Origin of the sequence: Pandoraea soli (genome assembly GCF_902459595.1) — a bacterium.
Taxonomy (GTDB): domain Bacteria; phylum Pseudomonadota; class Gammaproteobacteria; order Burkholderiales; family Burkholderiaceae; genus Pandoraea; species Pandoraea cepalis.
Map to the genome: position 1 here is coordinate 15,743 of NZ_CABPSG010000004.1, position 13,339 is coordinate 29,081.

10 protein-coding genes and 1 tRNA gene are annotated in these 13,339 nt (G+C 62.6%); 7 read left to right on the forward strand and 4 right to left on the reverse strand.

The genetic code is table 11. The features are described from left to right. The first annotated feature begins 86 nt into the window (after positions 1–86). The 7 genes from fdnG to PSO31014_RS08675 all read left to right on the forward strand — a co-directional run bounded on the left by fdnG (position 87) and on the right by PSO31014_RS08675 (position 9,383). Positions 87–3,155: a formate dehydrogenase-N subunit alpha gene (gene fdnG / locus PSO31014_RS08645; protein WP_150551260.1), complete on the forward strand. Its 3,069-nt coding sequence runs from the start codon at positions 87–89 to the stop codon at positions 3,153–3,155. A 9-nt stretch (positions 3,156–3,164) separates the two neighbouring features. After that, on the forward strand, positions 3,165–4,115 hold the full coding sequence (gene fdxH / locus PSO31014_RS08650; RefSeq protein WP_150551261.1) for a formate dehydrogenase subunit beta: 951 nt from the start codon (positions 3,165–3,167) through the stop codon (positions 4,113–4,115). Positions 4,116–4,117: 2 nt separating this feature from the next. Then, complete coding sequence (locus PSO31014_RS08655) at positions 4,118–4,765, forward strand: formate dehydrogenase subunit gamma (RefSeq protein WP_150551262.1); 648 nt, start codon at positions 4,118–4,120, stop codon at positions 4,763–4,765. Positions 4,766–4,816: 51 nt separating this feature from the next. Continuing rightward, entirely contained in the window at positions 4,817–5,845 is a 1,029-nt protein-coding gene (gene fdhE, locus PSO31014_RS08660; protein WP_150551519.1) for a formate dehydrogenase accessory protein FdhE, read from the forward strand. A gap of 18 nt (positions 5,846–5,863) precedes the next feature. Beyond that, a complete protein-coding gene (selA, locus tag PSO31014_RS08665; RefSeq protein WP_150551263.1) occupies positions 5,864–7,294 on the forward strand; it encodes an L-seryl-tRNA(Sec) selenium transferase in 1,431 nt (476 codons plus the stop codon). Next, positions 7,291–9,201 carry a selenocysteine-specific translation elongation factor gene (gene selB, locus PSO31014_RS08670; protein WP_150551264.1) on the forward strand — a complete coding sequence of 637 codons (1,911 nt, stop codon included), beginning with the start codon at positions 7,291–7,293 and terminating at the stop codon, positions 9,199–9,201. The genes selA and selB overlap by 4 nt, the downstream gene beginning before the upstream one ends. Positions 9,202–9,287: 86 nt before the next feature. Continuing rightward, positions 9,288–9,383, forward strand: a tRNA-Sec gene (locus PSO31014_RS08675). 223 nt (positions 9,384–9,606) lie between these two features. Here PSO31014_RS08675 and cynS read toward each other — a convergent pair. Genes cynS through PSO31014_RS08695 form a run of 4 tightly spaced genes read right to left on the reverse strand, consistent with a single transcriptional unit; the run spans position 9,607 to position 13,288 of the window. Further along, the gene (gene cynS, locus PSO31014_RS08680) at positions 9,607–10,056 is read right to left on the reverse strand and encodes a cyanase (protein WP_150551265.1); all 450 of its coding nucleotides are present in this window, start codon (positions 10,054–10,056) and stop codon (positions 9,607–9,609) included. A 33-nt stretch (positions 10,057–10,089) separates the two neighbouring features. After that, positions 10,090–11,019, reverse strand: a complete 930-nt coding sequence (locus PSO31014_RS08685; protein ID WP_150551266.1) for an ABC transporter ATP-binding protein — start codon at positions 11,017–11,019, stop codon at positions 10,090–10,092. After that, on the reverse strand, positions 11,009–11,878 hold the full coding sequence (ntrB, locus tag PSO31014_RS08690) for a nitrate ABC transporter permease (protein ID WP_150551267.1): 870 nt from the start codon (positions 11,876–11,878) through the stop codon (positions 11,009–11,011). The genes PSO31014_RS08685 and ntrB overlap by 11 nt, the downstream gene beginning before the upstream one ends. A 15-nt stretch (positions 11,879–11,893) precedes the next feature. Continuing rightward, positions 11,894–13,288, reverse strand: coding sequence for a CmpA/NrtA family ABC transporter substrate-binding protein (locus PSO31014_RS08695; RefSeq protein WP_150551268.1), 1,395 nt, complete (start codon positions 13,286–13,288; stop codon positions 11,894–11,896). Between the last annotated feature and the right edge of the window lie 51 nt (positions 13,289–13,339).

Consider the following 13,339-nt stretch of genomic DNA (forward strand, 5'->3'; position numbering starts at 1 on the left):
GTGCTAAGTCACGGAAATCCGTGATTCTTTGCTCTATACTCAACGGACTCCCGCAAAGTTTTCGAAAATTTGAGGAGATTTCCCCCATGCTGAATATGTCGAGGCGCCAGTTCCTGAAAGTGAGTGGCGCGACGTTGGCCGGGTCCAGCCTGGCAATGCTCGGGTTCGCGCCCGATGCGGCACTGGCGGAAGTCCGCCAGTTCAAGCTGGCGCGAGCGACGGAAACCCGCAACACCTGTCCCTACTGTTCCGTGGCCTGCGGCCTGCTGATGTACAGCTATGGCGACGGGGCGAAGAATGCGCGGAAGAGCATTTTCCACATTGAAGGCGACCCCGACCATCCGGTCAATCGCGGCACTTTGTGTCCGAAGGGGGCGAGCCTCATCGACTTCATCCACAGCCCGAACCGTCTCACGCACCCGGAGTACCGCAAGCCCGGCTCCGACACGTGGGAGCGGATTTCCTGGGACGATGCGCTCGATCGCATCGCCAAGCTGATGAAGGACGATCGCGACGCCAACTTCGTCGTGAAGACGGACGACGGCCTGACCGTCAACCGCTGGGTAACGACGGGCATGTTGGCGGCGTCGGCGTCGAGCAACGAAGTCGGCTATATCACGCACAAAGTCATCCGCAGTACCGGGATGCTGGGATTCGACAACCAGGCACGTGTCTGACACGGCCCGACGGTGGCAGGTCTTGCCCCGACGTTTGGCCGTGGTGCGATGACGAACCATTGGGTCGACATCAAGAACGCGGATCTAGTCCTTATCATGGGTGGCAATGCTGCCGAGGCGCACCCGTGTGGTTTCAAATGGGTGACCGAGGCGAAGGCGCACAACAATGCGCGCCTGATCGTGGTCGACCCGCGCTTCAACCGTTCGGCATCGGTCGCGGATGTCTACGCCCCGATCCGCTCCGGCACGGATATCGTCTTCCTCGGCGGGTTGATCAACTACCTGCTCGCGAACGACAAGATCCAGCATGAATACGTCAAGAACTACACCGATTTCACGTTCCTCGTGAAAGACGAATTCGCGTTCGAAGACGGCATCTACTCGGGCTACAACGCCGAGAAACGCACTTACGACCGCAGTACCTGGGACTACCAGAAGGGCGCGGACGGGTACGTCCTCACCGATGCGACGCTGCAACACCCACGCACTGTGTTCCAGTTGATGAAGCAGCATTACTCGCGCTACACCATGGACATGGTCGAGCGCGTGTGCGGCACACCGGCCGACAAGGTCGAGCAGGTCTACAAGCTGATTGCCGAGTGTTCCACCCCGACGCGCACGATGACCATCATGTACGCGCTGGGCTGGACACAGCACTCGATCGGCTCGCAGATGATCCGCACGGGCGCGATGGTGCAACTGCTGCTGGGCAATATCGGGGTGGCCGGTGGTGGCATGAACGCGCTGCGCGGTCACTCGAACATCCAGGGACTGACCGATCTCGGGCTGATGACGGACTTGCTGCCGGGCTACATGACGTTGCCCAAACAGGCCGAGCAGACCGCCGAGCAGTACCTGACGGCGCGCACGCAAAAGCCGCTGCGTCCGAACCAGCTCAGCTACTGGCAGAACTACCCGAAGTTCTACGCGAGCCTGATGAAAGCGTGGTGGGGTGACGCGGCCACGGCCGAAAACCACTGGGCCTACGATTACCTGCCCAAGCTCGACAAGCCCTACGACTTGCTGCAGGTGCTAGAGCTGATGAACCAGGGCAAGATGACCGGCTACCTCGCGCAAGGGTTCAACCCGCTCGCGGCGGCACCGGGCAAGTTCAAGTGGGACCAGGCGCTGGCGAAGCTCAAGTTCCTCGTCGTCATGGATCCGCTGGCGACGGAGACATCGGAGTTCTGGCGGAACTTTGGCGAGCACAACAACGTGGATTCGAGCAAGATCCAGACGGAAGTGTTCCGCCTGCCGACGACCTGCTTTGCCGAGGAAGATGGCACGCTGGTCAACTCGGGGCGCTGGCTGCAATGGCACTGGAAGGGGGCCGAGCCGCCGGGCGAAGCGCGCACGGACATCGAGATCATGACGGGGCTGTTCCTGCGTCTGCGGGAGATGTACAAGACGCAGGGGGGTAAATTCCCCGATCCGATCGTCAACTTGTCGTGGCCGTACGCCCAGCCGGAGAGCCCGTCTCCCGAAGAACTTGCCAAGGAGTACAACGGTCGGGCGCTCAAGGACCTCGTCGATCCGAAGGATCCGACCAAGGTCACCCGCAAGGCCGGCGAGCAACTGGCGGGTTTCGCCGAACTGAAGGACGACGGCAGTACGTCGTCGGGCTGCTGGATCTTCGCCGGCGCGTGGACGCAGGCGGGCAACCAGATGGCACGGCGCGACAACAGCGATCCGACCGGCATCGGGCAGACGCTGAACTGGGCGTGGTCGTGGCCGGCGAACCGTCGCATTCTTTACAACCGCGCGTCGTCCGACCTCGCGGGCAAGCCGTTCAATCCGAAGCACAAGCTGGTGTGGTGGAACGGCAAGGCCTGGACCGGGGCGGACGTGCCGGACTTCAAGATCGACGAGGATCCGGCGAGCGGCATGAGCCCGTTCATCATGAACCCCGAGGGTGTGGCGCGCTTCTTCGCGAAGGGGGCCATGGCCGAGGGGCCGTTCCCCGAGCATTACGAGCCGTTCGAGACGCCGCTGGGCTACAACCCGCTGCATCCGAAGCAACCGAAGGCCACGAGCAATCCGGGTGCCCGCGTGTTCCCGGACGATCTGGCCACGATGGGCACGGCCGACAAATTCCCCTATGTGGCGACGACGTATCGTCTGACCGAACACTTCCACTACTGGACCAAGCACGCGCTGCTCAATTCGATCATCCAGCCCGAGCAGTTCGTCGAGATCGGCGAAGCGCTCGCGAAGGAGATCGGCATTGCGTCGGGCGACATGGTCAAGGTCTCGTCCAATCGCGGCTTCATCAAGGCCCGGGCGGTCGTGACCAAGCGCATTCGCGCGCTCAAGGTGGACGGCAAGACGATTCACCATGTGGGCATTCCGATTCACTGGGGCTTCAAGGGACTGACCAAGCCCGGGTTCCTCGCGAATACGCTGACGCCCATCGTGGGCGACGCGAATTCGCAGACACCCGAGTTCAAGTCGTTCCTGGTGAAGGTCGAGAAGGCATAAGGGGGCGCCATGGCATTGCAATCACTGGATATCAAACGGCGCTCGGCCACCACGCTGCCCTCGCCCTCGGTGCGCGAGTCGCACACGGGCGACGTCGCCAAGCTCATTGATACGTCGAAATGCATCGGCTGCAAGGCCTGCCAGACGGCGTGCATGGAGTGGAACGACTTGCGCGACGAGGTCGGCACGAACGTCGGCGTGTACGACAACCCGGCGGACCTGACGGCCGATTCTTGGACGCTCATGCGCTTCACCGAGTACGAGAACCCGAAGGGCGACCTCGAGTGGCTGATCCGCAAGGACGGCTGCATGCATTGCGAAGACCCGGGTTGCCTGAAGGCATGCCCGTCGCCGGGGGCCATCGTGCAATACGCCAACGGCATCGTCGATTTCCATGAAGAGGCGTGCATCGGCTGCGGGTACTGCATCACGGGGTGCCCGTTCAACATCCCGCGCATCTCGCAGAAGGACCACAAGGCGTACAAATGCACTTTGTGTTCCGACCGCGTATCGGTGGGATTGGAGCCGGCGTGCGTGAAGACGTGCCCGACCGGCGCGATCCTGTTCGGCACCAAGGACGCCATGAAAGACCAGGCGGCCGAGCGCATCGAAGACCTGAAGTCGCGGGGTTTCGAGAACGCCGGGCTGTACGATCCGGCGGGGGTCGGCGGCACGCACGTGATGTATGTGCTTCATCACGCCGACAAGCCGTCGCTGTATCACGGTCTGCCGGACAATCCGCGCATCAGCCCGATGGTGACGCTCTGGAAGGGCATCGCCAAGCCGCTGGGCGTGGCCGCCATGGCGCTGACGGCGCTCGCCGGGTTCTTCCACTACATCAAGACCGGTCCGAACGAGACGGCCGAGGACGATGAGGCGGCGGCCCGCCGGTACGATGCGTCCCGCAAGGGTAACGGTCCCGATGGCCAGAAGGGCGTCGCCACGCACGAGGAGATCTGACCATGTCGAACGAACGCAGTGATCGTCAGGCGGGCAAGGACGATCTGATCGAGCGCTACAGCGCCGGGCAGCGCATCAACCACTGGATTGTCGCGGGCACGTTTATCCTGCTCGCGCTCTCGGGGCTGGCGCTGTTCCATCCGTCGATGTTCTGGCTGGCCACCCTGTTCGGTGGTGGATCGTGGACGCGGATTCTGCATCCGTTTGTCGGGCTGGTGATGTTCGTCACCTTCGTGTGCCTCGCCGTGCGGCTTGCGCGCTACAACTGGTTCGAATCGCGCGACACCGAGTGGATGAAGAAGATCGGCGACGTGCTGAACAATCGCGAAGAGAATCTGCCGGAAGTCGGGCGCTACAACGCCGGACAGAAGCTGCTTTTCTACGTGATGGTGTTGTGCATGATCGGGCTGTTGCTCTCCGGCATCGTGATCTGGCGTGCCTACTTCGCGTTCTACTTCCCGATCGGGGTGATTCGTCTGGCTTCTGACGTGCATGCGGTGTGTGCATTCGTATTGATTTGCGGCATCATTACGCACATCTATGCAGCGATCTGGATCAAGGGTTCCGTGCGCGCGATGACGCGCGGTACCGTCACCCGCGGCTGGGCGTGGAAACACCATCGCGCCTGGTACAAGCAACTCAACAAATGAGTCCGGCCCCGGTGGCCGGACGCTCTTACGAGGCCGGCTACCTTGCAACGCATCCTTGAACCCGGACAGATCGAGTCGCTCGATCGCACGGCCATTCCCCGTCTGCGCATGCCGCAACGCGCCGAAATCTTCTCGGCGCGAGCGGCGCGTCTGCGTCAGCTGGCCGACGGCCACCCGCTCGGCGACTATCTGCGTCTCATGGCCTCGCTCGTCGACGCGCAGCAGCGCGTGCTCGACACCTTCCAGGCCGAGCGTCCGACGGCGGAATCGATCGAGCAGGCGCAATTACACTGTATGCCGCTCGTCCCTGCGAGCGGGGGGTACGACGCGGGCCGGTGGCAGCCATTGCTCGCGCGGCTGCTCGATGCCATGTCGGCACTGCCGAACCTGCCGGCGCCGGTGCGCACGGTGCTCGAGCGTGTTCGCGCCGCCAGTCCGGCCGCGCTCGACTCGGCGGCGCAATCGTTGCTCGCCGGGCATGGCAAGGGCGTCGATGCCGCCAGCGCACCGTTCCTGACGGCGGCGCTGCAAGTGCTCTGGACGGGCGTGGCAAGCACGTTCGACGCGGGCGAAGTGCCGATGCTCGACGTCCCCAACGTCTGTCCCATGTGCGGCACGCTGCCGGTGGCGAGCGTAGTTCGCATTGGCGGGGCGCATGAGGGCTATCGTTATCTGGCGTGCGGGCTGTGCTCGACCGAGTGGCATATGGTTCGCGTGAAGTGTACGCATTGCGAAGCGAGCCAGCACGTCGCTTATCACGTGCTCGACAAGACAGGAAATGCGGCGGCATCGGGGGCAGACCTGCAGGCGGCAAATGCCGGAGGGGACGTTGTCAAGGGTGCCGATGGTCGTCCGGCGCTCGACGACGCGGCCAAACGCGTCGCGTCATCCCCGATCCGGGCAGAGTCGTGCGACGACTGTCATAGCTATCGCAAGATCTTCTACCAGGACAAGGATCCTTTCGTGGAGCCGGTTGCCGACGATCTCGCGAGCCTGGCCCTCGACGTTCTGATGGGCGAAGCGGGGTACGCGCGGGCCAACGGCAATCCGTTGCTCTGGCAGAACACCGAAATGGCTTAAGGGATTGCGGGGGTGCGGATGGCCGAGCACGATGTTGAGTTTGCAGGGGCGGCGGATCTCCCGTCGCTCGACCGGCTGCTGGGGATGCCCGACTTTCAGGCAGCGTTGGCCGACTTCGGTCGCACGCAGGTGACCGACGCGTTGCGCGGCGATCTCGACGCGTGCCGCGCGGCGGCGCTTGCGGGCACGCTTACACACGACACGCTGGCCCCGGCCGCCTTCGGGGCACGCGTGACCCGCGCGCTGACCGAGCGCAACCGGGGGACGCTGCGTCCCGTCTTCAATCTCACTGGCACGGTGCTGCATACGAACCTCGGGCGAGCGTTGCTGCCCGAGGTTGCCGTGGAAGCGGTCATGCAGGCGCTCACGGCGCCGGCCAACCTCGAATTCGATCTCGCGACGGGCGGACGCGGCGACCGCGACGACCTCGTCGCGCCTTTGCTGTGCGAGTTGACGGGCGGCGAGGCGGCAACGGTGGTGAACAACAACGCTGCGGCAGTGCTGCTGATGCTGGCGACGCTTGCCAAGCGTCGCGACGTCGTGGTGTCACGCGGTGAGTTGGTGGAAATCGGCGGCGCGTTTCGGATTCCCGACATCATGACGCACGCGGGCGCGAAGCTCGTGGAAGTGGGCACGACCAACCGCACGCATGCGGCCGACTATCGCAATGCCATCGGCGAGACGACGGCATTGCTGATGAAGGTGCATTGCAGCAATTACGCGGTGACGGGCTTCACGAAAAGTGTCGATGTTGCCGAGGTCGTGCAGATTGCCAAGCCGCATGGCGTGCCGGTGGCGGTCGATCTTGGCAGCGGCACGTTGACGCCGCTGGAGCGCTGGGGGTTGCCGCATGAGACCACCGTGCAGGAGACGATTGCCGCGGGGGCCGATCTCGTGACGTTCTCCGGCGACAAGCTGCTGGGCGGCCCGCAAGCGGGCATGATTGTCGGGCGCAAGGATCTCATTGCAAGGATCAAGAAGCATCCACTCAAGCGCGCGCTGCGCGTGGGCAAGCTCACGCTCGCGGCGCTCGAACCGGTGCTGCGACTGTATCGCGATCCCGATCATCTGCCAGAGCGGCTCACCACATTGCGGCTGCTCACGCGAACGCGCGCCGACATGATGGCGCAGGCGCAGCGTCTGGCGCCGGCGCTCGCGCAGTCGTTGGGCGATGCCTATACCGTGAGCGCCGCGCCGATGGTGAGCCAGATCGGCAGCGGCGCGCTACCGGTCGAGCAGCTCCCGAGTTATGGCCTGGCAATCGTGCCGGCCGGTGGCGGCAAACGCGGCAGCGGCCGCGCGCTGGCGGCGCTCGAGGCCGCGTTGCGCGCACTGCCGTACCCGGTAATCGGTCGGATTGCCGATCAGACGCTATGGCTCGATCTGCGATGTCTCGAAGCGGCTGACGAAGCGCGTCTGGCGCTGCAATTCTCGGAGCTGCGCACATGATCGTGGGCACCGCCGGTCACATCGACCACGGCAAAACGAGTCTCGTGCGCGCGTTGACCGGCGTCGACACCGATCGTCTGAAAGAGGAGAAGGCGCGCGGCATTTCCATCGAATTGGGCTACGCCTACACGCCGTTGCCCGACGGCGAGGTGCTCGGCTTCATCGATGTTCCCGGCCATGAAAAGCTGATTCACACGATGGCCGCCGGCGCGGTCGGCATCGATTTCGCGCTGCTCGTGATCGCCGCGGACGACGGCATCATGCCGCAGACGCGCGAGCATCTCGCCATTCTTTCGATGCTGGGGGTGCGGCGTGGCGTAGTCGCGTTGTCGAAGGCGGATCGCGTCGATCCGGCGCGGCTGGCCGCCGTGGCGCGGGAGATTTCGACATGCCTGGCGAACACACCGTTCGCGCAGGCCGATATCGTGCCGGTGTCCGCGACGACGCTGGGCGACGCGGGCGTGGCGGCGCTGCAGGAGCATCTGAGGCAGGCGGCGCAGGCCATGCACGCGTCCGGGAATGCGAAGCGCCGCGACGACGCGCTGTTTCGTCTCGCCGTCGATCGTGTCTTCACGCTGGCAGGCCATGGCACGGTCGTGACCGGCACGGCGTTTGCGGGCATGGTGCGCGTGGGTGACACCCTGAGGGTGATGCCGCAGGGCATGCCGGTGAGGGTGCGCAGCGTGCATGCGCAGAACCGGCCGGTGGACGTGGGCCGTGCCGGGGAGCGCTGTGCGTTGAATCTGGCGGGGGTTGAGCGCGACCAGCTTCGGCGGGGCAACTGGATCGTGGCGGCGGGATTGCCGGGGCCGTCGACACATGTCGATGTCGAACTGCATTGGCTTGAAGGCGGTGCGCCCCTCACGCAATGGTTTCCACTGCATGTGCATCTTGGCACGACGCATGGGCAGGCGCGCACGGTACTGTTGGAGGGGGATGCGCTGGCCCCTGGGAACACGATGCGCGTGCAGTTGGTCTTCGATGCGCCGGTGTGCACGATGCCGGGCGACCGCTTCATCGTGCGCAATCCGCAGGCGACGGCAACGGTCGGGGGCGGGCGGGTGCTCGACCCGGCGGCGCCGGAGCGAAAGCGTCGTTCCGCGTCTCGGTTGGCGTGGCTCGACGCCGTGGCGCGCTCGCTCGATGGTGAAGGATTGGATGCGCTACTCGCGCAGTCCGCGTTTGGACTGACGAGCGCGCAGGTCATTGCACTCACCGGGTTGCCGGCGGGGCAATGGCAGTGGCCGGCGAATGCGGTGGTGCTCGCGGGAGGGGAGGGGGAATCGCTCGCGTTCGCCCCTCAGGCGTGGAACACCGTGCGCACGCGCGTGCTCGATGTGCTGCGCGACTATCACGCGCGCCAGCCGGACGAGCCGGGACTCGATGCTGCACGGCTGGGCCGCATGACGTGGCCGTCGTTGGATGCGTGGCGTTGGCGCGCCTTCGTACAGGCCATGTTGCATGACGGGGGGCTGGCACGCACGGGGGCGTGGTGGCATCTGCCGACGCACCGCGTGGAGATGACGGACGACGAGACGGCGTTGGCCGAGGCGTTGGTGCCACTGGTGGCGAGGGGTCGCTTCGATCCGCCGTGGGTGCGGGATATGGGGCGTGCGCTGAACGTGCCTGAAGAGCGGGTGCGTGCGGTGTTGCGCAAGCTTGCCAGGCAGGGACGGGTGCATCAGATCGTCAAGGACCTGTTTTACGACGACGCGAGTGTCCAGGCGCTCGCCGACATGATCGCCGACGCGAACGGCAAGGTGGAAGCGGGTGTGTTTCGCGACACGACGGGCCTGGGGCGCAAGCGTGCGATCCAGATTCTGGAGTTCTTCGATCGTGCGGGATATACTCGCCGCGTTGGCGATTGGCATGTTCGGCGGCCCGGGGGGGAATGGGGCGCCGCGTAAGGCAGTCTGGACACCGAACTCAGGCCATTCACGCGATGGCCGAGCACGTGCGTGACAATCGATCCAGCAACATTGCGTTGTCCGAAGGAAGGCATCCGTATCCGGTGATGCGGCCGGGCTTCAAACCCGGTTGGGGGCGTCAGCCGCTCCCAGGTCGGTTCGACTCCGGCTGCTTTCCGCCATCAGGCGTTCAGCGATTTTGCCTTCTGGAAATCCACCGTATTTTTGTTCCGCAAAATACCCTCTGTTCCGCAAAACTCACTTCGTGGGCTTCACTTTGTCGCAGCGTCGATTGCGCACGTAGTGCCCGGCCATCACGCGCCAGTTTCAGTCAAGCCGGGCACGGCGCCAATGGCCGGGCCTTAGATGACCCCGGTGAGCGTCATAGGCCTCTCCGCCAGCCGGTCAGTAGGACTTGTACGGCAGAAATTTGCCGGAAAGCACCACGTTGACGCGGTCGCCCTTCGCGTCCGCCTGACGCTGAATGTCCATCGAGAAATCGATGGCACTCATGATGCCGTCGCCGAATTCTTCGTGGATCAGTTCCTTGATGGTCGTGCCGTAGACGTTCACCAGCTCGTACCAGCGGTAGATCAGCGGGTCCGTCGGAACCGCTGTCGGCAGTGAGCCCTTATACGGAACGATTTGCAGCCATGCGATGGCCTCGTCGGAAAGCTCGAAGATCTCACCGACGACGACAGCTTGCTCCTTGCTCAACTGCATTTGACCGAGGCATGCGGCAGTCGTCCACTCCTTGGCCATGCCGACTTTTTCCGCAACATCTGCCCACTTTAGGCCCTTGCGAACCTTCGCCGAGACGATCATCTCGGTAACCTGCGTGCGACTCGAAATCATGTGACTATCCTCAAAAAAACTACCACTGGAAAATTAAGCCGTATTGCCCATGCGGAGCGCACGGCCTTGATCAAGCTCCGTAACGTTGTCCTGAGACAAACCTGGACGAACAATTTGCGTCGTTTGATGCGTGTCACGACCGTGTTCGATATCCTGTTGAATCGTGGCGGAGCGTCTCACCAGAAAATCGATGAGATAGTTTCGAATCCGATAGAACTGCGGATCATGGACAAGCGTCTCTCGCGTTCGCTCCCGTGGCATCGTGTTCACCACAATTTCTGCAAGGCGCGCTCGCGGCCCGTTACTCATCAAGAAGATTCGATCGGCAAGCAATATCGCTTCGTCGACATCGTGCGTGATCATGAAAACGGTCTGATGAGTCGCCAGACAGATGCGCAGAAGTTCATCCTGGATAACCCCACGCGTCAGCGCATCGAGTGCCCCGAACGGCTCGTCCAGCAGAAGCATCTTTGGCGCGACGGAGAACGCACGAGCGATCCCCACTCGCTGGCGCATGCCGCCCGATAGCTCCGATGGCTTTTTGTCGATCGCGCGCGTGAGGCCGACCATATCGAGGAAGCGCATTGCGCACTCGTCGATTTGCTGACGCGTCCAATCCGGATACCGGGAGCGAACGGCGAATTCGACGTTCTGCTTCGCGGTGAGCCAGGGCAGCAACGCATGACCTTGGAACACGACCCCGCGATCGAGGCTTGGGCCTGCAATCTCTCTCCCGCCCATGACGGCACCGCCACCGCTCGCCTGCTCAAGCCCTCCGAGCACGTTCAGGATCGTGCTCTTTCCGCAGCCGGAGTGACCAATTACGCAAATGAACTCGCCACGATCAATCTTGAATGTCACGTCTTCGAAGACCGGCGGTAGATCTGCGCGATAGCGCTTCGAGAGGTTGTCGACCTCAATGAACGCACCGCCGCTCGTGGCGCGATTGTCATTACTCTGCATAGGTCACCTTCTTTTGCAGGCGGGCAAAAAGTTGATCGAGCAGCATCCCAACCACGCCGATAACGAGCACCGCAAACAGGACATTGGTCAGCGAAAGATTGTTCCACTGGTTCCATAGGAAATAGCCGACGCCCGTTCCGCCGACCAACATCTCGGCAGCCACGATGACAAGCCACGCAATCCCCATCGAGATGCGCATGCCGGTGATGATGGTAGGCGCAGCGGCGGGCAAGACAATCTGCACGGCCTTGCGTAACGGCGAGACTTCGAGGGTGCGGGCAACGTTTAGCCATTCACGTCTTACGTTCGCGACACCGAACGCGGTATTGATCAGCATCGGCCATAGCGAGCAGATGAAAATCACGAAGATTGCAGATATAGAGGCGTCCTTGATCGTGTATAGCGCGATTGGCATCCACGCGAGCGGCGAGATCGGCTTGAGCAACTGAATGAATGGATCAAAAGCGCGATAGAGCAGCGGAGACATGCCAATCAAGAAGCCCAAGGGGATCGACACGACGACGGCGAGTAGGTAGCCGCCGGCGACACGCAGAAGGGAATGGCCCAACTGAATGCCGATTCCCTTGTCGTTGGGACCATGATCGTAAAAGGGGTGTGCGAGGTTCTGCGCTGCGACGGAAAAGAACTGTGCGGGTGTGGGGAAGCCGTCGCTCTTCGGCGCCGACGATGGGTCGCCGGGCGTCTGCCCCATCAACTGTGCATACTCTTTTTGCGCCGCTGTCATTGGCGCGTGCTGAGCCTGCTTCCCTGCCGTTGTCGCGAATTGCCAGCAAACGAGAAAAATCGCAACCATGGCGAGTGACACCAGTGCAGCTTGCAATCGAATTGAAGACGTCATCTCATATCCTTTGAATCAGGTCCGCCTGATCGCGAAACTTGCAAGGTATTTGGCCGGGTTGGCAGGGTCGTATTCACGGCCCATCACTGAGAATTTCCGCATCCCGCCCGCCAACGCATCGTGGTCGACTTCTTGCCCCAGTGCCTTCATCTGCGCACTCGCATCCGTAAGCAAGAACACCTTCTTGGCAAGGTCGTCGTAGGAAATTTGCTTCTTGATGTAGCCCCACCGCTGCATTTGCGTGAGCATCCAGGTGGCCATCGAGTACCACGGAAGCGGTTGAAAATCCGTGCGATCTGGCTGATCACGCACATTTCCGAGCCCGTCGGCGTAGTGGCCATTGAGCGCTTGAAGAATGACCGATTCCGGCTGGTTCAGATAGTTTGGCGTCGAGATGGCGCGAGCGATCGCAGGACGGTTCTCTAACTTGTGAGCGCTCGCGGACGCCTTCAGCAACGCACGGTATAACGCCACGAATGTGTTCGGGTTCTGGTCAATGAAGTCCTGCGCTACACCGAACGCACAGCACGGGTGCCCGTCCCAAATGTCGCGCGACAAGATGTGAATGAAACCCACCTGGTCATACACAGCACGTTGATTGAAAGGATCCGGTCCGAGGAATCCATCAATGTTGCCGGCCCTCAGATTGGCGATCATTTCCGCAGGTGGAGTCACGCGGAGCTGAACATCACGGTCGGGGTCAAGTCCATGCTCTGCCAGGTAGTAGCGGAGCAGGAAGTTGTGCATGGAATACTCGAACGGAATGGCGAACTTGAAGCCCTTCCAGTGCTTCGGGTCTCGGTTGTCCTTGTGCTTCAAAGCCAATGTGATTGCCTGGCCGTTGACGTTTTGAATAGCCGCAACGCGCATGGGCTGGGCGGAAGACCCAAGCCCCATGGAAATGGCAAGCGGCATCGGTGCCAGGAAATGCGACGCGTCGAGCGCGTGATTAAGCATCTGATCTCGAACCAGCGCCCAACCGGCCGTCTTGCTAAGCGAGACGTTGAGACCCTGCTCCCGATAAAAGCCCATGGGGTCCGCCATGATCAGCGGTGTGGCGCAGTTGATCGGGATGAAACCTATCTTCAGGTCCTTCTTCTCCAGAGGACGCCTTTCTTCCGCCATGGCCTGAAGGTCGGCCAATGGGAGCACGCTGGCAATGGCGGCACGCGCGGCGTTGATGCCGACCGCACGAAGGAATCGCCGGCGCAGCGCGTCGTGGGGGAACAGCGCCCTGACAGCCGCCATTTCGAGGAAATGGCGCGACTGGACCTCCTCATCCTGCACCGGGCGGTGAGCTACAACGCCGCTGCGTGCATCGTGTTCGTCCTGGCTGGCGTGCATGCCGCATGAGCAGCGCTCCAGCGAGTGGTCTGGGCTATACGGGCGATACGGATTATCATCTTTCATGTTCGACGCACCTGGTTTGATCCGGACTCGGGTTAGCCGCCCTACGGGCAG

Coding starts and splice junctions, on each gene's coding strand:
- fdxH (WP_150551261.1), top strand. CDS start 3,165: ATGGCATTGCAATCACTGGATATCAAACGGCGCTCGGCCACCACGCTG.
- PSO31014_RS08655 (WP_150551262.1), top strand. CDS start 4,118: ATGTCGAACGAACGCAGTGATCGTCAGGCGGGCAAGGACGATCTGATC.
- selA (WP_150551263.1), top strand. CDS start 5,864: ATGGCCGAGCACGATGTTGAGTTTGCAGGGGCGGCGGATCTCCCGTCG.
- selB (WP_150551264.1), top strand. CDS start 7,291: ATGATCGTGGGCACCGCCGGTCACATCGACCACGGCAAAACGAGTCTC.
- cynS (WP_150551265.1), bottom strand. CDS start 10,056: ATGATTTCGAGTCGCACGCAGGTTACCGAGATGATCGTCTCGGCGAAG.
- PSO31014_RS08685 (WP_150551266.1), bottom strand. CDS start 11,019: ATGCAGAGTAATGACAATCGCGCCACGAGCGGCGGTGCGTTCATTGAG.
- ntrB (WP_150551267.1), bottom strand. CDS start 11,878: ATGACGTCTTCAATTCGATTGCAAGCTGCACTGGTGTCACTCGCCATG.
- PSO31014_RS08695 (WP_150551268.1), bottom strand. CDS start 13,288: ATGAAAGATGATAATCCGTATCGCCCGTATAGCCCAGACCACTCGCTG.